This is a genomic window from Nonomuraea thailandensis (genome assembly GCF_024172165.1).
GTDB classification, from domain to species: Bacteria; Actinomycetota; Actinomycetes; order Streptosporangiales; family Streptosporangiaceae; genus Nonomuraea; species Nonomuraea thailandensis.
Genome location: NZ_JAMZEB010000002.1, coordinates 1,028,011 through 1,049,661 on the forward strand (window position 1 = coordinate 1,028,011; position 21,651 = coordinate 1,049,661).

A 21,651-nucleotide genomic window follows, 5' to 3' on the forward strand; every position below is an offset into this window, starting at 1 on the left:
GACCAGTGAGCTCCAGCTTCATCGAAAGCACGGTGGCGGTGTCCGGGGAGCCGGCCGTCGAACTGTTCGTCGCCCGGAGCGCTCATCCGGCAGGCCGGGCGATGCTGGTGATCCACGGTGGTCCCGACTGGGACCACAGCTACCTGCGCAAGCCTCTCGACCGGCTCGCCGGCCGCCACCAGCTGATCATGCCGGACCTGCGCGGATGCGGGCGCTCCACGCGCGGGCTCGCCGACGATCAGTACACCCCCGCCGCGGCCACCGAGGACCTCGTCGCCCTCCTGAACGCCCTGGGCCTCCGGCAGGTCGACGTCCTCGGGTTCTCCTACGGCGGACTCATCGCCCAACGCCTGGCCCTGGCCGCCCCCGAACGCGTCCGGCGGCTGATCATCGCCTCCAGCGGCATCCTCCCCGTCCCACCGGACGCCTACGACGGGTGGCCGGACCGCGCCGAGCGGCTCGCCGCCGAAGCAGCGGTGTGGGCCGATCCGTCCCTGTCCGGGCCGGCGTTGACCCGCGCGGCCGCCGTCGCCTCAGCCAGGGCGGACGTCCGGCGCCCGCAGGCACTGGCCGACCATCTCGATCGCCTGTCGCGCGTCCGCTTCACCGCCGAGTGGCTGCGGCCCCTGCGCGCCGGCATCCTGCCCGCCGCCCGCCCCGAGGACTCGGCTCGGAGACTGGCCGCCGCCGGGCATCCCCTGCTCCTGCTCCACGGACGGCAGGACCTGACCTTTCCCGCGCATCTGGTGGAGCGGGCCGCGAAGCTGATCCCCTCCGCCAGAGCCGTGATCATCGAGGAAGCGGGCCACATGGCGCATGTCGACCAGCCCCAGGAGTGGCTGGACGCCGTCGCCCGGTTCCTGGCGTGAGGGCGGCGCCTCGCCGCCCGGCGGGTCAGAACGGCCGCTCGGCCATCATCGCGGCGAGCTCGCCCCGCGACTTGACCCCCACCTTCGGATAGATCCGGTAGAGATGGGTGGTGACCGTGCGCGGCGACAGGAACAGCCGCTCGGCGATCTCGCGGTTGCTCAGCCCGTCGGCCGCCAGCCGCGCGATCTGCTGCTCCTGCGGCGTCAGCGCGTCGATGGCGTCGATCGGCTTGCGGCGTGACTCGCCGGTGGCGCGCAGCTCGGTCCTGGCCCGTTCGGCCCACGGCGCCGCCCCGAGCGCGTCGAACGCGGCGGCCGCGGCGCGCAGCAGCGGCCGCGCCTGCGCCGCCTGGCGCCGCCTGCGCAGCCAGCCGCCGTACGTGAGCTGCAGCCGGGCCCGCTCGAACGGCCAGTCACGCAGGTCCGCGGCGAGCGCGGCCTCGTACGCCGCCGCGTCGTCGGCCCGCACGGCGCCGGCGTAACGCAGCCCCGTGAGGAGGACCGGCGAGCGGCTCAGCTCCGCGATCGGGGTCAGCTCGGCCACCACGGCGCCGAGCTCGTCGAGCGCGCCGCAGTGCGCCGCCGCCTCGGCCAGGTGCCCGGCGAGGGTGAACCGCACGTACGGGTGGTAGGCGACGTCGCCCGGGTCGAACACCCGGTACAGGTGCCAGAACGCCTCCTCGAACCGGCCCGCGGCCAGCGCGTTGACGCCGCGGATGCGCTGCGTCAGCGCCAGCATCGGATGCATGCCCGCCGAGAAGACGACCTTCTCGGCGTCGTCCGCGATCTCGTCGGCGGTCTCGCCGTTGCCGCGCAGCGCCTCCGCCTGGCCGAGCTGCAGCCGGGCCTGCAGCTCCCACGTCGGATGGCGGGTCTCCGTGGCCAGCGCCACGGCCTCGGTCGCGGTGGACACGGTTGCCCGGGTGTCGCCGGCGGCGGCCGCGTTGTAGGCCAGGCTCACCAAGGACTGCGTCAGCGTGCCGACCCTGCCGTGCGTCCGCGCCTCGGCGACGCCCGGCGTCAGGAACGCGTTCGACAGCTCGAACGCGCCGAGCGCCGAGGCCGCCAGGCCGAGCTGGTAGCGCTGGCCGGGGGTGAGGTCCACGTCGTAGCGCAGCGCCGCCAGCCTCTCCAGGCAGGCCGCGCCGCGCTCGACCGGCGCGACCTGGGCCAGCGCGCACATCACCAGCACGTCGTCCGGCGGCGCGTCGATCAGCTCCGCGACGCGCACGAACTCCAGCCGGGTGTCGTCGTCGGGGTTGGACCAGTAGAACCGCAGGCTGATGTTGGTCAGCGACTCCAGGGTGAGCTGGACGTCGCCGGCGGTGCGCATGGTGTCGATGAGCTCGTTGTAGACGCGCAGCCGGGTGTTGCCGCTCCAGCCGGTGCCGAGATACACCTCGCGGAACCAGGCCAGCCTCGCCCGCTCCGCCGGGCGCAGGCGCGACTCGTCCACCAGCCCCAGCAGGCGCCGGATCGACTCCGTGTCGCCCTGCTCGTCGGCCATCGCGGCGGCCCACAACAGCCGGCTGCCGCGCTTCTGCGGGTCCTCGCTGAGCTGCGCGGCCCGCTCCATGGCGGCCAGCGCCGCCGCGGCGGTCCGCAGGTGGCGGTCCCGCGTCGCCATCGCGGCCAGGTCCGCGGCCAGCGCCTCGTCCGGGCCGGACGCGGCGGCGGCGCGGTGCCACACCCGCCGGTCGTCGCCGGCCACGACCGCCGCCAGGCAGGCGTGCGCCCGCCTGCGCCGCGCCGGGCTCGCCGACTGCCGCAGGGCCGAGCGCAGCAGCGGGTGCCGGAAGCGCAACCGGTACTGCTCGTCCACGCCGACCAGCCGGCTCACCACGGCCGGCTCCAGGTCGTCGGCCGTGACCGGCCGCTCCTCCAGCCGGGACGCCGCCGCCAGCACCTCGTCGAGGTCGTCGCCGTCGTCCAGCGCCGCCACGAGCAGCAGCGCGCGCGTGGCCGCGGGCAGCTCCCCGACCAGCCCGGCGAACGTGCGCTCCACCCGCGTGCTCAGCGGCAGGCGGGACGGCAGCAGCGCGGCGCCGCCGGAGCGGGCGGCCAGGCCGCCGAGCTCGACCAGCCCGAGAGGGTTGCCCGCCGACACGGCGAGCACCCGCTCGCGCAGGGCGGGCGCCAGCCCGGGCGCGACCTGGTCGAGCAGGGCGCCGGCGGACTCCGCGTCGAGCGGCTCCAGCGGCAGCTCCGGCAGCGAGGCGGCGGCGAGCCGCCGGTCGACGTCCTCGCCGTCACGGGCCGTCAGCACGAGCGCGACGGGGTCGGACTCCAGCCGCCTGGCCACGAAGGCGAGCACCTCCCAGCTCGCCCGGTCCAGCCAGTGGGCGTCCTCCACGGCCAGCAGGACCGGCTCGTCCAGGGCGGAGAGCAGGTCGAGCACCTCGACCCCGACCCGGAACGGCGACTCACCCTCGACCGCGCCCAGCATCCGGCCGGGCCCGGCGCCGATCTCAGCGCCGAGGTCCGAGCCGATGTCCGGCAGCCCGCGGAACAGCCGCCCGATCCCGGCGTACGGCAGCTCCACCTCCGCCTGCACGCCCGTAGTGGTCAGCACCCGCATGCCGCGTTCGGCCGCCAGCGCGCACGCCTCGCCCCACAGCGCGGACTTGCCGATCCCGGCCTCACCCCGCACCACGAGGGCGCCGCCGCGATGCCGCGTGGCCTCGTCCAGCATGGCGGCCAGCACCTGGAGCTGCGCCGCCCGCCCGACGAGCATCGGCGCCCCTGCGCGTGCCGGCGAGCGCCCCGCGTCTCCGGCCACGCGCCCCCCTTCCGTCTGACGCGCGAATCATGCATCGGATGCAAGGAACCGTACAACACGGGCAGGTCACCTGCCGTGCCCGCCGATCACCAGGCCGGCGGGCGATCGGCGCGGGTGCCTGGCCGCCATAAAATCGACAGGGGGCCTGTCTTCTACGGCGTCCTCGAACAACCCGCGTTGGAGAGCAGAGCCCATGGTGAGCACGGATGCCAAATCGCAGCTTCGTGGCCGGCGGATCGAGTGCGAGACGCTGGACCGGCTGGTGGCGACCGTGCAGGACGGCCGCAGCTCGGTGCTGGTCCTGCGGGGAGAGGCCGGCATCGGCAAGACGGCGCTGCTGGAGTACGCGCGCGGCAGCGCCGCCGGCTGCCGGATCGCCAGGGCGGCGGGCGTGGAGTCGGAGATGGAGCTGGCCTACGGCGGGCTGCACCAGCTCTGCGCCCCCTTCCTCGACCGGCTCGACCGGCTGCCCGAGCCGCAGCGCGACGCGCTGGGCACCGCGTTCGGCCTGAGCGCCGGCACGCCGCCCGACCGCTTCCTGGTGGGGCTGGCCGTGCTCAGCCTGCTCGCCGACGCCTCCGAGAGGGAGCCGCTGATCTGCCTGGTCGACGACGCGCAGTGGCTCGACCACGTCTCCGCGCAGACCCTCGCCTTCGTGGCGCGGCGCCTGCTCGCCGAGCGGGTCGGCCTGGTGCTGGGGGTGCGCGAGCCGTTCCTGGAGACCGAGCTGGCCGGGCTGCCGGAGCTGGAGGTGGGGCGGCTGGGCGACAGCGACGCCCGCGCCCTGCTGGACTCCGTCACCCCCGGGCGCATGGACGACCGGGTCATGGACCGCATCGTGGCCGAGGCGCAGGGCAACCCGCTGGCCCTGCTGGAGCTGCCGCAGGGGCTGACGCCCGCGGAGCTGGCGGGCGGGTTCGGCCGGCCGGACGCGGGGCCGCTGGCCGGCCAGATCGAGCAGAGCTTCCTGCGGCGCTACCAGCCGCTGCCGCCGGAGACGCAGCTCCTGCTGCTGGTCGCGGCGGCCGAGCCGGTGGGCGACGTGACCCTGCTGATGCGGGCGGTGGAGCTGCTGGGCGTCGAGGGCGCCGCGGCGGCGCCGGCCGAGGCGGCGGGGCTGGTCACGATCGGCACGCGGGTGCGCTTCCGCCATCCGCTCGTGCGCTCGATGACGTACCGGGTGGCGGCCCTGGAGGACCGGCAGCGCGCGCACCGCGCGCTGGCCGACGCGACCGACCCCGAGCTGGATCCCGACCGCCGGGCCTGGCACCTGGCCAACGCGACGGCCTGCGCCGACGAGGAGGTGGCCGCCGAGCTGGAGCGCTCGGCCGAGCGGGCGCAGGCGCGCGGCGGCGTGGCGGCGGCGGCCGCGTTCCTGGAGCGGGCGGCGGAGCTGACGCCCGATCCTGTCCGCCGCGGGGTCAGGGGGCTGGCGGCGGCGCGGGCCAAGTACCGGGCCGGCGGGTACGACTCCGCACGCGGGCTCCTCGACGCGGCCGAGCTCAGCCCTCTGGACGAACGCGACCGCGCCCAGGCCGACCTGCTGCGCGGCCAGATCACGTTCGCCTCCACCAGCGCGGGCGCCGCCCTGCCGCTGCTGCTCAAGGCCGCCAGGCGGCTGGAGCCCCTGGACGCGGGGCTGGCCCGCGAGACCTACCGCGACGCGCTGAACGCGGCCATGGCCGCCGGCCGCCTGCCGAATGGCGCCTCGGCGGCGGACATCGCCGAGGCGACGCTCGCCGCGCCGCCCGGGCCGCCGCCGCAGCGCAACGACCTGCTGCTGAACGGCGTGGCCCTGGCGGCGACCGAGGGCTACGCGGCGGGCGTGCCGCTGGTGCGCCAGGCCCTCGACGCCTTCCGCACCGGCGGCGTGTCCAGGGAGGAGGGCCTCGGCTGGCTCCCGTTCGCGTGCCGCATGGCCCACAACGTCTGGGACTTCGAGACCTGGTCGGTGCTCTCGGCGCGGCTGGCCGACCTGGCCCGCGAGACGGGGGCGTTGTCCGTGCTGCCGTCGGCCCTGCACATGCTCGTGGCGAACCGGGTCCTGGCCGGCGAGCTCGACCTCGCGGGAGTGCTGGTCGCCGAGGCGGCGACGATCGGCGAGGTGACGGGCAGCCGCTCCCTGGCCCAGTACGCGGCGCTGGTGCTGGAGGCGTGGCGGGGCCGCGAGAGCGCGACGCGCCAGGCACGCGAGGCGGTCCTGCGCGACCCGGCCATCCAGGGGGAGGGCAAGGTCGACACCGCCACCCAGTGGGCCAACGCGGTGCTCTGCAACGGCCTCGGCCGCTACGAGGACGCCTACGCCGCGGCCGAGCGCTCCGCCGAGCACCCCCAGGAGCTCGGCGGAACGTACATGAGGTCGATGATCGAGCTGGTCGAGGCCGCCGCGCGCAGCGGGCGGCCGGCCCGGGCCGCCGAGGCCGCCCGGCGGATCGAGGAGATGGCCAGGGCCTCCGGCACCGAGTGGGCGCTCGGCACCTCGGCGCTGGTGCGCGCCCAGGTGAGCGGCGGGCAGGAGGCCGAGGCCCTGTACCGGGAGGCGATCGAGCGGCTGGGCCGCACCGAGGTCCGCACGTCGCGGGCCCGGGCCCGGCTGCTCTACGGCGAGTGGCTGCGCAGGGAGGGCCGCCGCGTCGACGCCCGCGAGCACCTGGGCATCGCCTACGAGTCGCTCAGCCAGATGGGCGCCGAGGCGTTCGCGGAGCGCGCCAGGCGCGAGCTGCAGGCCACCGGCGAGACGGTCCGCAAGCGCGCCGTGGACGAGCGCGCCACGCTCACCGCCCAGGAGGCGCAGATCGCCCGCCTGGCCGGCGAGGGGCTGACCAACCCCGAGATCGGCGCCCAGCTCTTCATCAGCCCGCACACGGTCGAGTGGCACCTGCGCAAGGTGTTCACCAAGCTCGGCATCGTCTCCCGCAAGCAGATCAGCGCCAAGCTGCTGCAGTCGGCTCAGCCGCCGCTGTCGTACTCGCGCTCGGCGTAGCGGCCGGGCGTGCAGCCGTACTCCCTGGTGAAGGCCGTGATGAACGCCGACGGGCTGGAGTAGCCGACCCGGTGCGCCACCTCGGCCACCGGGCTGCTCTCCAGCAGCACCCGCGACGTGCTGAGCCGCAGCTTGGTGCGCACCTTCGAGTACGGCATGCCGAACTCCCGCTCGAAGTCGCGCTGCAGCGTCTTGACGCTGACGTGCAGCCGCTCGGCCCACTCTGCCAGCCCGGCCTCGTCGCCGGGGTCGTGGGAGAGCGCCCGCGCGACGGTCAGCGCGAACCCGGTCCCGTTAGCGTGGTGGCCGACGAAGTCGGCGGTGGTCGGGCCGAGCCCGGCCATGATTCGCGCCCGGGCGGCGAGGGCCTCCGCCTCGTCGCAGGACGGCCGGGCGATGGCCTCGATGAGCCGGGCCGCCTCCGGGCCCATCGACACCGCGCCGGCCCGCAGCCCGGCGAGCGCCGGGGGCGTCTCCCGCAGGCAGATGCGGTAGACGGTCTGCCGGTCGGCCGCGCGCACCTCGTGGGTGACGGCCCGGTGCGCCCAGAACGCCTCGCGGTGCCCCACGAACTGGGTGCGGGCCCCGTACCTGGTCGAGAGCATCCCGTCGGGGGACCAGTAGAGCTGGTGCAGGAAGTCCTGCCGGCTCTCGCCGAACTCCAGGACGGCCGCGGAGCGGTACTTGAGCACGAGGATGCCCTCGACCCGGCCGAGACCGTAGCCGTACTCCTCGCACCAGAGCGGGTCCGTGCCGACGGGCTCGGTGACCGTCACGGAGTGGCGTCTCGGCGACATCGGTTGGCCTCCCAGCGACATCAGCGGCAACTTTGGTAAGGGTAACCTAAGTTCGTTCTCAAGGCTGTCGAAGGAAGCCCCTCCATGCACTCTGTTCAGGTCCGGCGCGCCGCCGGGGCCACCGTTCTCACGCTCGCCCTGGTGGCCGGCTGCGGTTCGGCCGGCTCCGCGGAGCAGCCGGCGGCCGCCGCCGCGACCCGCGTCTTCACCGCGGACAACGGCCAGATCACCATCCCGGCCGACCCCAGGCGGGTCGTCGCCACGGGGTACGCGGTGCCCGCGCTCATCGAGGCCGACGCCGCGCTGGTGGGCATCTCCAGCTGGCAGCGCGGCCTGCCGCTGATGTCGGAAGAGGACCGGGCGACGTACGACCGCCTCGAGAAGGTGGCGGGTGAGGCCGCGGCGGAGACGAACTACGAGGCCATCGCCAAGGTCAAGCCGGACCTCATCGTCATCGGAGTCCCGCAGCCGGTGCTGGCCGACGTGGACATGGAGCGCCTGAAGTCCATCGCGCCCGTCGTCGCGATCGGCCCCACCATCCCGTCCGCCTGGCGCGAGCTCTCCGAGCGCCAGTCCGACGCCGCCGGCCGGGCCGCGAACTTCGGGCAGGCCAAGGCCGCCTACGAGAAGAAGGCCGCCGAGCTGGCCGCCAAGCACAAGGACGCGCTGGCGGGGCTGAAGTTCGGCCACGTCGGCGCGTACGGGGAGGTCGCGAAGGGCACCTTCCAGCGCGAGTTCGCCGGCTCGTGGGGCACCAACATCGCCCAGGACGTCGGCGTCACCTACTACGGCCAGGTCAAGGTGAAGGGCGGCGGCAGCAAGGACGTCTCCGAGTACCCCTCGATCGAGGAGCTGACCGCGAGCCTCGGCGAGGCCGACGCGATCACGTACTCGGTGCAGCCCGACGGCACGCCCAACGAGTCCGTCAAGTACGTGCTCGACTCCGAGCTGTGGAAGAGCCTGCCCGCGGTCAAGGCGGGCAAGGCGTTCCCGATCCGCTACACGGAGGCGGCCACGTACCCGGCCGCGATGAAGACCCTGGACGCCGTCGACCAGGCGCTCGCGCCGCTGGGAGAGTCATGAGCATCGACCGGAGCGACCCCGGGCCCAAGGTCGAGGCCCACCACGCCACCGGCAAGGGCGTGACCCGCATCCCGTACCCGATCGAGATCCGCACGGTCACGGTCGGCAGGCGGGAGCCGGTGACCCCGCGCATGCTGCGCCTCACCCTGACGGGCCCCGGCCTCGACGGCTTCCACAGCTACGTGTGCGACGACCACATCAGGATCGTCTTCCCCGACCCCGACGGCACGCGCAGGCTCCCGGTGCCCAACGACCAGCAGATGCTGGACTGGCCCAAGCCGTTCCCGACGACGCGCAAGTACACCGTGCGCCGCTACGACGCGACCGCGCGCGAGCTGGACCTGGACATCGTGCTGCACGACGGTGGCGTGGCGGCGGCCTGGGCGGCCGGCGTCGAGATCGGCGAGGAGGTGGCGGTCGCGGGGCCTCCGGGGACCAAGACGTTCGCGCCGTCGTACGGGCACTACGTGTTCGCGGTGGACTCCACCGCGCTGCCCGCGGCGGCCCGGTGGCTGGAGGAGTCGCCGGCCGGGGTCTGCGCGCACCTGGTGATCGACACCGACGACCCGGCCGAGCACGCGTACCCGCTGGACAAGCGCGACGGCGTCGAGGTGATCTGGCTCGTCCGCGACGGCGAGCGGTCGTCGCTGGCCGAGACCGTGCAGGGGCTGCGGCTGCCGGACGTGCCCACGTTCCTGTTCGCGGCGGGAGAGGCGAACGACATCAAGCCGCTGCGCGCGTGGAGCGCCGGCCGGATGGAGTCGCTGTTCGCCGGCTACTGGAAGCGCGGAGTCGCCGATCTTGACGACGACTGACCGTCCCGGGCGGTCGCGGGCGGCCGGCCCTGCCGGACCGTCCGCCGCGCGGGCCCGCCGGCCGGTCGTGCTCGCCGCCTGCATGCTGCTGCTGCTCGCCGCGGTGGTCGCGAGCCTCTGCGTGGGGGCGCAGACGATCGCGCCCGCCGAGATCTGGCGGGCGCTCACCGGCGCGGGCGACGGCGAGGCGTACCTGATCGTGCACGACGTGCGGGGGCCGCGCACGCTGCTCGGCATCTGCGTCGGCGCGGCGCTCGGCACCGCCGGCACGCTGGTCCAGACGCTGACGCGCAACCCGCTAGCGGAGCCCGGGATCCTGGGCGTGACCGCGGGCGCGGGCTTCGCGATCAACGTCGGCGGCGTGCTGGGGCTGGCGGGCGGCCAGGTGGCGCAGCTCGTGCTGGCCTCGCTCGGGGCCGCGCTGGCGGCCGTCCTGGTCTACGCGCTGGGCTCGGCCGCGCCGCTGCGCCTGGTGCTGACCGGTGTAGCGCTCAGCTCCGTGCTCGCCGGCATCTCGCTCGGCCTGCGCCTGATGCTCCCGGACGTGTTCGACCGCTACCGGTTCTGGTCGGTCGGGTCGCTGGCCGGGCACGAGCAGGTGCCGCTCACCCTGCCCGCCGCGACGATCGTGGCCGCGCTGGTGTGCGCGGCCCTGGTCACCAGGCCGCTCAGCGCGCTCGTGCTGGGGGAGGAGGTCGCGCGGTCGCTCGGCGGGCACGTGCTGCGGACCAGGGTGGTCGTGCTGGTGCTGGTCACCCTGCTGGCCGGGGCCGCCACCGCCGTCGCGGGGCCGATCGCCTTCCTGGGGCTCATGGTGCCGCACCTGGCCAGGCGCCTGGCGGGCGCGTCGGTCCCGTGGCTGATGGCGTACACGATGGTGCTGGGCCCGGTGCTGCTGCTGGCCTCGGACGTGGCCGCGCGGGTGCTGCTGCCGACCGGCGAGGTGCCGGTGGCGGTGGTGACGGCGTTCGCGGGCGCGCCCGTGCTCATCTGGGCGGTACGGCGGCGCGGGCGGGTGCCGTCGTGAGCGCGCACCCGGGCTTCCCCGCCGGCAGGCACGTGGTCGTGCGCGCCGGCGCGTACTCGATCAGGGCCGGGCGCAGGACGCTGGCGGTCTCCGGCGCGCTGCTGGTCGCGGCCATGGGTCTGGCCCTGCTGGGCCTGTGCCTCGGCGGATCGTGGACGGCGCCCGGCGACGTGCTGGCCGCGCTGGCCGGTCAGGGCGACTCGGTCGTGGTGGTGCGGGAGTGGCGCCTGCCCAGGGTGCTGGCCGCGCTGGTGTTCGGCGCGGCGCTGGGCCTGGCGGGCGCGGTCTTCCAGAGCCTGACCCGCAACCCGCTCGGCAGCCCCGACGTCGTCGGCCTGGACGCGGGCGCCTACACGGGCGCGCTGTTCGCGATCACCGTGCTGGGCGGCGGCCCCGCCTACCTGGCGGCGGGCTCCATCGCCGGCGGCCTGCTGGCGGCGGCGGCCGTCTACGCGCTCTCGCTCGGCTCGGGGCTGGGCGGCCTGCGCCTGGTCGTCGTCGGCATCGCCGTGAACGCCATGCTCACGGCGCTCAACTCGTGGATCGTGCTGCGCGCCGAGATGGAGGTGGCGCAGGCAGCCACCGGCTGGAGCGCGGGCTCGCTGAACGGCCTGGACTGGCACGAGGTGGGCCTGCCGTTCGCGGTCATCGCCGCCCTCACCCTGCTGCTGGCCGCGCTGGCGCCCGCCATGCACCAGACGGCGCTCGGCGACGATCACGCGCTCGCGTCGGGCGTGCGCCTGAGCCGGCTGCGGCTGCTGCTGGTGCTGGCGGGCGTCGGCTGCACGGCGACGGTGACGGCGGTGGCCGGGCCCATCGTGTTCATCGCGCTGGCCGCGCCGCAGATCGGCCGGCTGCTGACGCGGGCGCCCGGCGTGGCGCTGGCGCCGGCGGCGCTGTCGGGCGCGGTGCTGCTGCTGGCCTCCGACCTGGCGGCGCAGCTCCTGCTGGCCCCGGTCGCCCTGCCCGTTGGAGTGGTGACGACGGTGATCGGCGGCTGCTACCTCGCCGCCCTGCTCGTCAGGGGGAGGCGGCGTCACGGCGGGTAGGACGCGCGGCGGCGCCCTGGGGCGCGGCACCTCCTGCGCTGGCCGGCCCGGCCGCGTGTTACGGCGCTGTCAGGGCCGCCGCCCTTCCGAGCGCGGTTCGCGCGTCCATGACGGGGTCGCCGTGCCCCACGCAGGCGACCTGCGCGTCGAGGCCGGCGAGCCGGCGGAACGAGCGGAGCAGCTCGGGCCGGTCCAGGTTGAACACCCCCGGCATGACCTGCCCGTTGACATGCGCCACGGTGTCGCCGGTGAACAACACGCCCGCCCGCGGCAGGTGCACGGCGATGCTGCCGGCGGTGTGCCCGGGAGTGGCGATCACGCGGGGGCCGCCGCCGAAGGCGATCAGGTCGCCGTCCTCCAGCTCCCGGTCCACCCGGCACGGCGGGGCGGGCGGCAGCAGGTGGGCGCCGAGGTCGCGGTGCAGCGCCCGCTCCTCGTCGGTGAAGTCCGGGGGCGGCGCCGGCACCTCGCCCCTGATCACCGGCGCCTCCGCCCTGTGGGCCAGCACCTCCACCTCGCCCCACGCCGCGACCGCCGCCGCGCCGCCGCAGTGGTCCTCGTGGTAGTGGGTGAGCACGACCCGGCGTACGGCGTCCGTGCGCAGGCCGAGCCGGCCGATCGCCTCGGCGATCTCGTCGCCGCTGGTGGCGATGCCCGTGTCGATCAGCGTGAGCGCGCCCGCGTCGTTCCACAGGTACGCCTGCCCGAACGCGAGCCGCAGCAGGTGCAGCTCCTGACGGATCTCCACGATCTCCACTGTCCGCCTCCCTTGTCGCGACGACCAGGTAACCCGGTCGCGGCCCTCCGCGTCCAACAGCGATCCGCGCCGCATTGACAACCGATCGTTGTCAGTCCATCCTCCTGACGTGGATGCGGACATATCGGGCATGCGTGCCTTCGTGGTGACCGCGGACGAGCTGCACTTCGGCAGGGCGGGAGCACGGCTGTTCATCTCCCAGCAGGCGCTGTCGAAGCGCATCCGCAGGCTGGAGCAGGCGCTGGGCGCCGCGCTGTTCGAGCGGACCACCCGCTCCATCCGGCTGACGGCGGCCGGACGGCGCTTCCTGCCCGCGGCGGCCGAGGCGGTGGCGGCCTTCGACCGGGCCGTCGAGGCGGTCCGCGCGACCGGCGATCCGGTCCGGGTGGACGTCTACGACGAGCGTTTCACGCCGCTGCGCATGGTGCGCGAGGCCAGCGAACGCGATCCGCGGCTGCGGGTGGAGCTCAGCATGCGGCAGGGGCTGGCGGTGGCGCTGCCCGCGCTGCGCAGGCAGGAGATCGACGCCGCCTTCGGACGGGTGCACGACCTGCCCGGGCCGTGGCCGCCGGAGCTGGCGTACCGGCTCGTCCGCCTGGAGCCGCTGGCCGCGTTCGTGCCGGAGGACCACGCGCTCGCGGGCAGGAGCGAGCTACGCCCGGCCGATCTGCGGGCGGGCGGCATCGCCATGCCGGACCCGGCGGGCGCCGCGGAGTGGCGCGGCTACCTGGAACGCCTCGCCGCCCGCTTCGGCGTGCCGCTGCGCTTCAACGCGCCCGCGATCGGCGTGCTGCACCTGGTGGAGCAGTTCCTGGGGGAGAAGAGCGCCGTGGGGCTGGGCGAGCTGAGCATCGACGCCGCCGGGAGCGGGCTGCGCCGGATACCGATCGTCGAGCCGACACCTCTCATGCCGTGGTCGGTGGTCTGGCACCGGCGCGACCCGCGCCCGCTCCTGCGCTCGCTGCTCGCCCACCTGGAGCCCGCGCACCTGCCCGATCCGGCCGTCCCGCGCCACTGGATTCCCGACATCGACCGGGCCGCGCCGACGTGACGCACCCGCCGCCCACGCGGCCCTCCTCGCCGACGCCCGACGTGCAGCGGCGGCCTGCGCCTCGCCCGCGCGCTCGCTTGGCCCGCGGCTCGTCCGTGCTCGACTCGCCGCGCTGGTTCGGGTCGTTCGCGGACCGGGGCTGGTGCCGTGGCCGCTCAGGGGAAGCGGCCGCGGGTCAGAAGGCGACGGAGCTGGTGTGTTGGCGAGGCGGGGCGGTCATGCCCGGTCGAGGTGCTCGTGGAGGCGGCGGGCCGCGCGGACGAGGCCGCTCGATCCCTTGCGTGCGGCGATCGCGGCGACCTCCGGGATCGTGCCCCGCGCACCCGCCCAGCGGGCGGCGTCGGCGGCGAACTCCAGGGCGCGCGTGTGCCCGCTGTGCGCACGCTCCTCCCCGGCCGGCAGGAACACCGGCAGCAGCCCCCGCATGATCTCCCACACCGCGCGGTGCGCCCCGCCGCGCGCGGCGTCCTCCAGCGCCGAGGTCACCCGGCTCAGGCCCATCCCGGTCCCGCGCAGGCACCGGCCGAGCTGCCTCCCGCACTCCCCGGCGGGCAGGTACCCGGTGGCGATCGCACGCAGCAGCAGCTCATGGCAGTGGTCGGCGTGCCAGCCGCGCTCGGCCAGCAGCGCGCCCAGCACCAGCGCCGTTCCCTCGCCCACCGGCCCGTCCTGGTGGCACAGCCGGGTCACGTACGTGTGCAGGTGACCGGGGCTGCGCCAGTAGTCGAACACCTGCGAGAGGAGCTGCACGGCCGCCACCTCCCGGTCGGAGGGCAGCATCAGCCGCCACAGGTCCAGGTTGCAGCCGGGCGCGGCGCCCAGGGCCGAGCGCGGCGGCGGGTCGGACATCAGCGCATCCACCAGCGGCATCCCCGTCGGCTCCAGTAGGACCCGCCCGCGCGGTAAGGACACGGGCCTGCCGGAGCGCGCCTCGGCCTGTGGCTCAAGCCCGCTGGAGCGGGTGACGGCCTGCGGCCACTCCACGCGCGTCACGGGCTCGGGCCGCCGCCTCAGCCAGCTCTCCAGCGCGGCGCCCGCCTCGCTGGTACGGGCCAGCCGCCCGGCACGGGCCGTCACCTCGGGGTCCACCTCGCGCGGCAGCCGCAGCAGCGCCTGCTCCAGGTCGGCGGGCAGGTGGCGCACGCCCGCGCGCTCGTACCCCTCGATCCTGGCGACCAGCTCGGCGGGATCGACGTGGCAGGAGGCGGAGGTGGGGGTGGCCAGCAGGTACGGCGGCAGCGTTCCCCACCGCACCGCGCCCAGGAGCTCGGCGCAGCGCAGGAGCATCGCCCAGTGCGGCGGCGCGACCCGCCCCTGGTCAGGAAGCCGCCAGCCGGGCAGTTGCTGCTCGGGCGTCCGCATGGTCGGCATGCCCTCCTGCGGGCCGGCCGGCATGCCATGCCGTGGGCCGGCTTCGTGCTCAGGGCCGGACCGGCCGGGCTCGGTGGACTCGCGCAGCAGCGCCTCGGTCCAGTGGCTGACGCTCGACCACTCGTCCAGGACGTACAGGTTCGTCGTGCGGACGGGGTGCTTCCGCGCCTCCGGATCGCGGACGAAGCCGTCGAGCCATCGCTCGAACGAGAACTCGTGATGCAACTGGTCGAAGGTCTCCGCGAGGTTCGTGATGGCGGCGGGGAACGGGTCGCGGGCGGGCGCCTCGAACGACGGCAGCGGGACGGCCTCGAAGTCGTCGCACTCGGGCCCGAAAACCGGTGCCGGGGCTGCGCCGAAAGGCTCTGCCAGTCGGGCCGCCAGCTCCGGAGGCAGGACACCCGCCGCCTCCCGCACCGCCTCGGCCCCCGCCGGCGTGAACCGCCCCGCGTACTTGACGGCCAGGCGCACCGACCGCTCCCTGACCTCGTACGACTCGCACAGGAACGCCGAGGCCAGGGCGGGCGCCAGCGGGTCGAGCTCGCCCTCGGCCTCGCGGGTCGCCTGGTCGAGCAGGGTGAGCCCGGCCCGCACGAGCTTGCTCTCGGCGCGGAACAGCAGCGCGGCCACCGCCTCACCGACCTCCTCCCCGCTCATCCCGGCACCCGCTCCGCCGGCCTTGTGGCGGCTCGGTGCGGCGTCGGCGCGGGGGTGTAGCTGTCGCAGGGCCAGTTCGGCCACCGGGCCCGGAGCGGAGGGCAGGAGCCGCAGGTAGTCACGCACGCGTTCCGGGCTGTGGCCGGGGGCGAGCAGGTCGTGCAGGCGTACGAAGAAGCGCAGGTCGGCGGCGCTGCCGCCGCGCAGGAAGCGGCGTACGCAGCCGTCGATCAGCGCCTCCCGCTCCACCAGCCCGGCGTCGGCCAGGTCGCGCAGCGCGTGCAGCCAGGACCGCCGCCCGCGGCCTCCGGGGTCGCGGTCGAGCCGTTCGTCGCGCAGCGCCCGGCCCACTCCTTCGGCCTCGAAGAGCCGGGGGACGAGGTGCCGCGCCAGCGGGTCGGCGGCGAGGTCGGGGGTGGTGGACACCCAGGCGACCACGAGGGGGTCGTGGTCGGGAGGCGTGACTCCGGTGCGGCGCAGCAGCTCCAGTGCCAGCTCGACGGTGCCGTCGTTCTGTTGCCGCCGGATGCCGCGCAGGCGGCGGGCCACCCGTACAGCGAGGTCGGCCTGCCACTCGGCGGGGCGCGCGGTGATGACCCGCAGCAGCGGCGTCACGGGAAGGTCCTCGTTCCAGCCCGCGAAGTCGCGGCGGAAGATCCAGGTGGCGACGGCCGCCGCGCCTCCCAGCGTGCCCGCGCCCGCGACCCGCATGGGCGCGATCCAGCTGTCGCGCATCAGCCAGTCGAGGTCGTCGTCGCCGTTGACGGTGTCCGTGGTCCACCAGCGGTGGTGAGCCTCCTCCTCGGACAGGCCGCCGGCCGTTGCCGCCTCGACGAACTGCTGGCGGGCCCGTTCCAGCTCCGTCGCGGCCTCGGCCTGCAGCCGGTCGAAGCGGGCGTGGGCGGCGTCCCTGGCCGGGCCGATGCGGCCGGGCAGCCGGCGGGCCACCTCACGGCGTCCGGCCGCGTCGAGCCGCAGCACCTCGTCGGCCGCTCGGGACGCGTCACCCGCGTACACGGCCTCCGCGACGCGCTCCCACCCGCTCGCGCGCTCACGCGTGCCGCCGGTCTCCGGCATGGTCATCGTCATGGCGCAGACGATAGAGATCGTCGCCGACAGAACCGCGCCGCCTGACGCGCCGGGCGTGAGGTGTGTGTCCGGGGCCGCAAGCCGCACGCCGCAGGACGCACGCCGCAAGCCGCACGCCGACGGCCTGGAGGACGCCGCAAGCCGCACGCCGACGGCCTGGAGGACGCCGGCTGAGGCACGCGCAGGTCGCTGCGCTCGGAAAGGCAAGACGCGCAGGATTGTCGCCAATCTTGCGGATGATCGTGCCGAACTCCTGGTCGTCCAAGGCGCGGGCGGGTTGTGACCTCGAATGGTAGGCGATATTGTCAACAATCTCGTCGCTCATCACGTCGATAATCGACGATCCACCCCCTGGAGAGACTCCGTGATCAGACCCCGCGCAGCCCTGGCCGCCGCCGCGTCCGCCTTGATGCTCACCGCCTGCGCCGGCCAGCCCCCCGCCGGCGAGTCCGCGCAGCCCGGCGGCCTCACTCCGGTGAAGGTCAGCGTCATCCCCATCCTCGACGTGGCCCCCGTCTACCTGGGCGACCAGCAGGGCTTCTTCGCGGCGGAGGGCCTGAAGCTGGAGCTCGTGACCGCCCAGGGCGGCGCCGCCATCGTGCCCGCCGTCGTCAGCGGTCAGGTGGACTTCGGGTTCAGCAACTTCACGTCACTGATCGTCGCCGCTTCCAAGGGCCTGCCGCTCAAGGTGGTGGCCCCCGGCGCGGGATCCACGGGCGTCCAGGGCGCCGACTTCGGCGGCGTGGTCGTCAAGGCGGACAGCCCGATCAAGACCGCCAAGGACCTCGCGGGCAAGCGCGTCGCGGTCAACACCCTGAACAACATCAACGACACCACCGTACGCGCCTCGATCCGGGCCGCCGGCGGCGACGCGAAGAACGTCGGCTTCACCGAGCTGGCCTTCCCCGACATGCTCGCCGCCCTCGACAAGGGGAACGTGGACGCCGTCCAGGTCGTCGAGCCGTTCCTGGCGACCGCCAGGAAGAACGGCGACCGCGTGATCGCCTCGAACTACGTCGACACCGCGCCCGGCCTGGCCATCGCCGGCTACTTCACCTCCCAGCAGACCGCCGCCGCCAAGGCCGACCTGGTCAGGCGGTTCAGCTCGGCGATGCGGAAGTCGCTCCAGTACGCCACGGACAACCCGGACGCGGTGCGCAAGGTCCTCGGCACGTACACGAAGATCGACCCGGCGCTCACCGGCTCGCTGACCCTGCCGAGATTCCCCGCGGAGGTCGACAGCGCCTCGCTGGAGACGCTGTCGGAGCTCGCCCTCCAGGACGGCCTGATCGACAAGGCTCCCGACCTCGCGGGGCTGCGCCCATGAGGCCGCCCGCCTGGCTCCTGGGCGTGACCGGGGCGGCCGGGCTGGTCGCGGTGGTGGAGCTGGCTCCCAGGGCAGGGCTGGTGGACGAGCGGTACCTGCCGCCGTTCAGCGCCATGGTCGCGGCCCTGGCGGAGCAGGCGGCGACGGCGGAGTTCTGGCAGTCGCTGCTGGAGACGCTGCGCGGCTGGGCGATCGGCCTGGCGATCGCGATGGCGGCGGGCGTGGTGCTGGGGATCGTGATCGGCGGCCTCCCGCTGGTGCGGGCGGCGCTCGACTCGACGATCGAGTTCCTGCGGCCCATCCCGTCGGTGGCGCTGATCCCGCTGGCCGTGCTGCTGTTCGGCACGGACATGCGCTCGACGCTCCTGCTCGTGGTGTACGCCTCGTTCTGGCAGGTGCTGGTCCAGGTCCTGTACGGGGTGCGCGACGTGGACCCCGTGGCCAGGCAGACCGCGCGCTCGTACCGGTTCCGCCGGTTGACCCGGGTGCGCACGGTGGTGTGGCCGACCGCGCTGCCGTACGTGCTGACGGGGTTCCGGCTGGGGGCGGCGGTGGCGCTGGTCCTGGAGATCACCGGCGAGCTGATCATCGGCTCGCCCGGGCTCGGCAAGCAGATCGCGGTGTCGCAGACGTCCGGAGCGGTGGCCTCGATGTACGCCCTGGTCATCGTGGTCGGCCTGATCGGCGTCGCGGTCAACGTGGTCGCGCGGGCCACCGAGCGCCGGGCCCTGCGCTGGCATCCCTCGATCCGTCTGGAGGCGCCGTGAACGCGGCTCGCAGGACCCTGCTCGTGCTGGCCGTACCGCTGCTGCTCATCGTGACGTGGTGGGCGGCGACGGCGGGCAGCACGAGCTTCTTCTGGCCGCCGCTGACCCGGATCGCCGGCGCGTTCGGCGAGACCTGGCTCACCGGCCGGTTCACCGCCGACGTGCTGCCCAGCCTGGCCAGGCTGCTGGCGGGCTACCTGGCGGCCGTGCTGCTCGGCGTGGCGCTGGGCGTCGCGATCGGCTCGTCGCGCACGCTGCGCGCCCTGCTGGAGCCGGTCCTGGAGTTCTTCAGGGCCATCCCGTCGCCGGTGCTGGTGCCGATCCTGATGTTGTTCGCCGGCATCGGGAACGGCATGAAGGTCCTGGTGATCGTCTCCGGGTGCGTGTGGCCGGTGCTGCTGAACACCGTGGAGGGAGTGCGCGCGGTGGACGAGGTGCTGCGCGACACCGCCCGAAGCTACCGGTTCCGCCGCCGGTCGCGGCTGCTGCGCCTGGTGCTGCCGGGAGCGGGCCCGCGGATCGCGGCGGGCGCGCGGCAGGCCCTGTCCATCGGGATCATCCTGATGGTGATCAGCGAGATGTTCGCCGCCGGCAACGGCCTGGGCTTCACCATTATCCAGTTCCAGCGCAGCTTCGCCATCCCGCAGATGTGGACCGGCATCATCCTGCTCGGCCTGATCGGCATCGTCCTGTCGATGCTCTTCCGGCTGGCGGAGGCCCGGCTGCTGAGCTGGTACACCGGTCTGCGCGCCGCACAGCGAGAGGGCTCGAGATGACCGCCGATTCCGTGGCGATGCTGGACGTCCGCGGCCTGAGGAAGGTCTACCAGGGCCGGGGCCGCAGCGTCGAGGCCGTCCGCGACCTGACCTTCACCGTGGGGCCCGGCGAGCTGGTCTGCATCGTGGGGCCTTCGGGAGCCGGCAAGACCACGCTGCTGAAGTGCATCGCCGGGCTGCTGGACAGCACCGGCGGCGCGGTGGTGCTGGAGGGCGAGCGCGTCACCGGCCCGCCGCCCGGCATGGCCGTGGTCTTCCAGGAGTACGGCCGCAGCCTGTTCCCCTGGATGACCGTCCGGCAGAACGTCGAGCTGCCGCTCAAGGAGAAGCGGGTCCCCAGGGCCCGGCGGCAGGTGCTCGTGCGGGAGGCGTTGGAGGCCGTCGGGCTGGCCGAGGCCCAGGACGCCCACCCCTGGCAGTTGTCGGGAGGCATGCAGCAGCGGGTGGCGATCGCCCGCGCGGTCGCGTACGAGCCGCACCTGCTGCTGATGGACGAGCCGTTCGCCGCCGTCGACGCCCAGACCCGCGCCGACCTGGAGGACCTCGTCCGCTCCCTGTGGCGGCGGCTCGGCGTCACGGTGCTGTTCGTCACCCACGACATCGACGAGTCCGTGTACCTGGGGCAGCGCGTCATCGTCCTGTCCGACTCGCCGACGGTCGTGCTCGAAGAGGTCGCCATCGACCTTCCGGACGAGCGCGACCAGCTCACCACCCGCTCGCTGCCGCGCTTCGCGCAGCTCAGGGGCCAGGTGTACGAGCTGGTGCAGCAGGCCAAGAGCGGCCACCGCCCGGCTTCCCCGGCGCCCACCGGGGCCGGTCACTGACCTCCACCCGCACGTCGGGCGGGTGGAGATCAGGTCGCCGGCGCCCCGCCGGCGACCGTCAGATCGGCGAGGAGCCGCAGCGCGGCCTGCGACGGCGAGCCCGGCTCGGCGTTGAAGACGGCCACGCGCTGCCCCTCGTCGTTCGGGAGGGTCATGAACTCGGTGAGGAGCGCCATGGTGCCCACCACCGGGTGGTGGTAGGCGCGGGGTTCGGCGCCGCAGTCGCCGACGGTGTGCGCCGCCCACAGCTTCGCGAACTCCGGGCTGCGCACCGTCAGCTCGCCCACCAGCCCGGTCAGGCCGGGGGCGTCGGGATGGCGGCCGGCGATGAGCCGCAGGTCCGCGACGGTGGAGCGGGCCTTGCGCGGCCAGTCGCCGTACAGCTCGCGCAGGTGCGGGTCCAGGAACAACATCCGGGCGATGTTGGGCCGGTCGGCCGGCCGGTCCGGCGCGCCGAAGTCGAGGTGCCCGGCCAGCAGCGCGTGCGCCATCGGATTCCACGCCAGCACGTCGAGGAAGCAGCCCATGACCAGCGCGGGCACGTCGCCGAACGAGTCGATCATGAGTCGTACGCCGGGGCGCACCCGCTCGGGCCTGACCACCCGGCGGCGGGCGCGCGCCTTCGGCCGGGCCAGCGTGTACAGGTGGACCCGCTCGGCCTCGTCCAGGCGCAGGACGCGGGCGACGGCGTCGAGCACCGCGTCGGAGGCGTTCGGGCTCTGGCCCTGTTCGAGACGGGTGTAGTAGCCGGCGCTCACGCCGGCGAGCTGGGCCAGCTCCTCCCGCCGCAGCCCGGGCACCCGGCGCCGCCCGCCGTACGCGGGCAGCCCGGCGTCCTCGGGCCGCAGCCGCGCCCGCCTCGACCGCAGGAACTCGCCCAGCTCGGCGTGTACGTCCATGCCGCCCAGTATCGCGGGCCGGCGGCACGCGTAGCCTGCACCTGTCAGGTGTGGTCACAGTGGATGGCTGGCTGAGGCCCGCCCCCCGTCGCACTCTGTCCTCCGGACCTTCTTCGACACGGAACGGAAGACCGGCGTGGAAGTCATCGTGATCGGTGCGACGGGGACCATCGGCAGCGCGGTCGCGCGGGCGCTGGAGACACGCCACGACGTGGTGCGCGTCTCACGCCGCGGCCCGGTGCGCGCGGACCTGGGCGACGCCGCCTCCATCGACGCCCTGTTCGCCGCGACCGGCCCGGTGGACGCGGTGGTGTGCTGCGCGGCGAGCGGCGCCCTGAGCCCGCTGGACACGCCGTCGGACGCGGACTACTGGCACGGGCTCCAGGGCAAGCTCGTCGGGCAGGTGAACCTGGTCCGCAAGGCTCTCGCCCACGTCCGCGACGGCGGCTCCGTCACGATCACCAGCGGGCGCTTCGCCGAGCCGATCCCGGGCAGCTCCCTCGGCCACCTGGTCAACGCGGGCCTGGAGGCGTTCGTCCGGGCCGCCGCGATCGAGCTGCCCCGCGGCGTCCGGCTGAACACCGTCAGCCCCGGCTGGGTCCGCGAAACCCTCCTCGCCCTCGGCCTGGACCCCGCGGGCGGCACCCCGGCGGCCGACGTCGCCCGCGTCTACGCGCAGGCCGTGGAGGGCCGCGCGCACGGCGCCACCCTGCTCGCCTGACCCACCGGCG

Annotated in this window: 18 protein-coding genes; 13 read left to right on the plus strand and 5 right to left on the minus strand. The window is 74.8% G+C overall.

Annotated elements, in window-relative coordinates; all coding sequences use genetic code 11:
- Nucleotides 1–5 precede the first annotated feature (5 nt).
- A complete protein-coding gene (locus tag HD597_RS08790; protein WP_253741337.1) occupies nucleotides 6–869 on the plus strand; it encodes an alpha/beta fold hydrolase in 864 nt (287 codons plus the stop codon).
- Between the two features lie 25 nt (nucleotides 870–894).
- Here HD597_RS08790 and HD597_RS08795 read toward each other — a convergent pair whose 3' ends face one another.
- Entirely contained in the window at nucleotides 895–3,648 is a 2,754-nt protein-coding gene (locus HD597_RS08795) for a helix-turn-helix transcriptional regulator (RefSeq protein WP_253741339.1), read from the minus strand.
- Nucleotides 3,649–3,841: 193 nt separating this feature from the next.
- On the opposite strand from HD597_RS08795, the gene HD597_RS08800 reads away from it, so the two are divergent.
- Nucleotides 3,842–6,631: a helix-turn-helix transcriptional regulator gene (locus HD597_RS08800; RefSeq protein ID WP_253741341.1), complete on the plus strand. Its 2,790-nt coding sequence runs from the start codon at nucleotides 3,842–3,844 to the stop codon at nucleotides 6,629–6,631.
- Here HD597_RS08800 and HD597_RS08805 read toward each other — a convergent pair.
- Complete coding sequence (locus tag HD597_RS08805) at nucleotides 6,598–7,428, minus strand: AraC family transcriptional regulator (protein WP_253741342.1); 831 nt, start codon at nucleotides 7,426–7,428, stop codon at nucleotides 6,598–6,600. The genes HD597_RS08800 and HD597_RS08805 overlap by 34 nt on opposite strands.
- A gap of 84 nt (nucleotides 7,429–7,512) precedes the next feature.
- Here HD597_RS08805 and HD597_RS08810 point away from each other — a divergent pair, with 84 nt between their 5' ends.
- The 4 genes from HD597_RS08810 to HD597_RS08825 are packed head-to-tail and all read left to right on the plus strand — an operon-like array spanning nucleotide 7,513 to nucleotide 11,402.
- Complete coding sequence (locus tag HD597_RS08810; RefSeq protein ID WP_253741343.1) at nucleotides 7,513–8,511, plus strand: ABC transporter substrate-binding protein; 999 nt, start codon at nucleotides 7,513–7,515, stop codon at nucleotides 8,509–8,511.
- Nucleotides 8,508–9,326: a siderophore-interacting protein gene (locus tag HD597_RS08815; RefSeq protein WP_253741345.1), complete on the plus strand. Its 819-nt coding sequence runs from the start codon at nucleotides 8,508–8,510 to the stop codon at nucleotides 9,324–9,326. The genes HD597_RS08810 and HD597_RS08815 overlap by 4 nt, the downstream gene beginning before the upstream one ends.
- Entirely contained in the window at nucleotides 9,313–10,353 is a 1,041-nt protein-coding gene (locus HD597_RS08820) for a FecCD family ABC transporter permease (protein ID WP_253741346.1), read from the plus strand. The genes HD597_RS08815 and HD597_RS08820 overlap by 14 nt, the downstream gene beginning before the upstream one ends.
- On the plus strand, nucleotides 10,350–11,402 hold the full coding sequence (locus HD597_RS08825; RefSeq protein ID WP_253741348.1) for a FecCD family ABC transporter permease: 1,053 nt from the start codon (nucleotides 10,350–10,352) through the stop codon (nucleotides 11,400–11,402). The genes HD597_RS08820 and HD597_RS08825 overlap by 4 nt, the downstream gene beginning before the upstream one ends.
- A gap of 58 nt (nucleotides 11,403–11,460) precedes the next feature.
- Here the strand turns inward: HD597_RS08825 and HD597_RS08830 are convergent, their stop codons facing one another.
- Nucleotides 11,461–12,159 carry an MBL fold metallo-hydrolase gene (locus HD597_RS08830; RefSeq protein WP_253741350.1) on the minus strand — a complete coding sequence of 233 codons (699 nt, stop codon included), beginning with the start codon at nucleotides 12,157–12,159 and terminating at the stop codon, nucleotides 11,461–11,463.
- A 109-nt stretch (nucleotides 12,160–12,268) separates the two neighbouring features.
- Between HD597_RS08830 and HD597_RS08835 the strand changes: the two genes are divergently transcribed.
- Nucleotides 12,269–13,210 carry a LysR family transcriptional regulator gene (locus tag HD597_RS08835; protein ID WP_253741351.1) on the plus strand — a complete coding sequence of 314 codons (942 nt, stop codon included), beginning with the start codon at nucleotides 12,269–12,271 and terminating at the stop codon, nucleotides 13,208–13,210.
- Nucleotides 13,211–13,426: 216 nt separating this feature from the next.
- Here the strand turns inward: HD597_RS08835 and HD597_RS08840 are convergent, their stop codons facing one another.
- Entirely contained in the window at nucleotides 13,427–16,327 is a 2,901-nt protein-coding gene (locus HD597_RS08840; protein ID WP_253741352.1) for a DUF7824 domain-containing protein, read from the minus strand.
- On the opposite strand from HD597_RS08840, the gene HD597_RS08845 reads away from it, so the two are divergent.
- From HD597_RS08845 to HD597_RS08865, 5 genes are all read left to right on the plus strand, one after another.
- Nucleotides 16,314–16,610, plus strand: a complete 297-nt coding sequence (locus HD597_RS08845; RefSeq protein ID WP_253741353.1) for a hypothetical protein — start codon at nucleotides 16,314–16,316, stop codon at nucleotides 16,608–16,610. The two genes, HD597_RS08840 and HD597_RS08845, sit on opposite strands and share 14 nt — an antisense overlap.
- 81 nt (nucleotides 16,611–16,691) lie before the next feature.
- Entirely contained in the window at nucleotides 16,692–17,654 is a 963-nt protein-coding gene (locus tag HD597_RS08850) for an ABC transporter substrate-binding protein (RefSeq protein WP_253741355.1), read from the plus strand.
- A complete protein-coding gene (locus HD597_RS08855; protein ID WP_253741357.1) occupies nucleotides 17,651–18,421 on the plus strand; it encodes an ABC transporter permease in 771 nt (256 codons plus the stop codon). The genes HD597_RS08850 and HD597_RS08855 overlap by 4 nt, the downstream gene beginning before the upstream one ends.
- Entirely contained in the window at nucleotides 18,418–19,197 is a 780-nt protein-coding gene (locus HD597_RS08860; RefSeq protein ID WP_253741359.1) for an ABC transporter permease, read from the plus strand. Before HD597_RS08855 ends, HD597_RS08860 begins: the two co-directional genes overlap by 4 nt.
- 17 nt (nucleotides 19,198–19,214) lie before the next feature.
- Complete coding sequence (locus tag HD597_RS08865; protein WP_253759288.1) at nucleotides 19,215–20,021, plus strand: ABC transporter ATP-binding protein; 807 nt, start codon at nucleotides 19,215–19,217, stop codon at nucleotides 20,019–20,021.
- 29 nt (nucleotides 20,022–20,050) lie between these two features.
- Here the strand turns inward: HD597_RS08865 and HD597_RS08870 are convergent, their stop codons facing one another.
- Nucleotides 20,051–20,920, minus strand: a complete 870-nt coding sequence (locus HD597_RS08870) for a helix-turn-helix transcriptional regulator (protein ID WP_253741361.1) — start codon at nucleotides 20,918–20,920, stop codon at nucleotides 20,051–20,053.
- Between the two features lie 136 nt (nucleotides 20,921–21,056).
- On the opposite strand from HD597_RS08870, the gene HD597_RS08875 reads away from it, so the two are divergent.
- Nucleotides 21,057–21,641: a short chain dehydrogenase gene (locus tag HD597_RS08875; protein ID WP_253741362.1), complete on the plus strand. Its 585-nt coding sequence runs from the start codon at nucleotides 21,057–21,059 to the stop codon at nucleotides 21,639–21,641.
- Nucleotides 21,642–21,651: the final 10 nt, after the last annotated feature.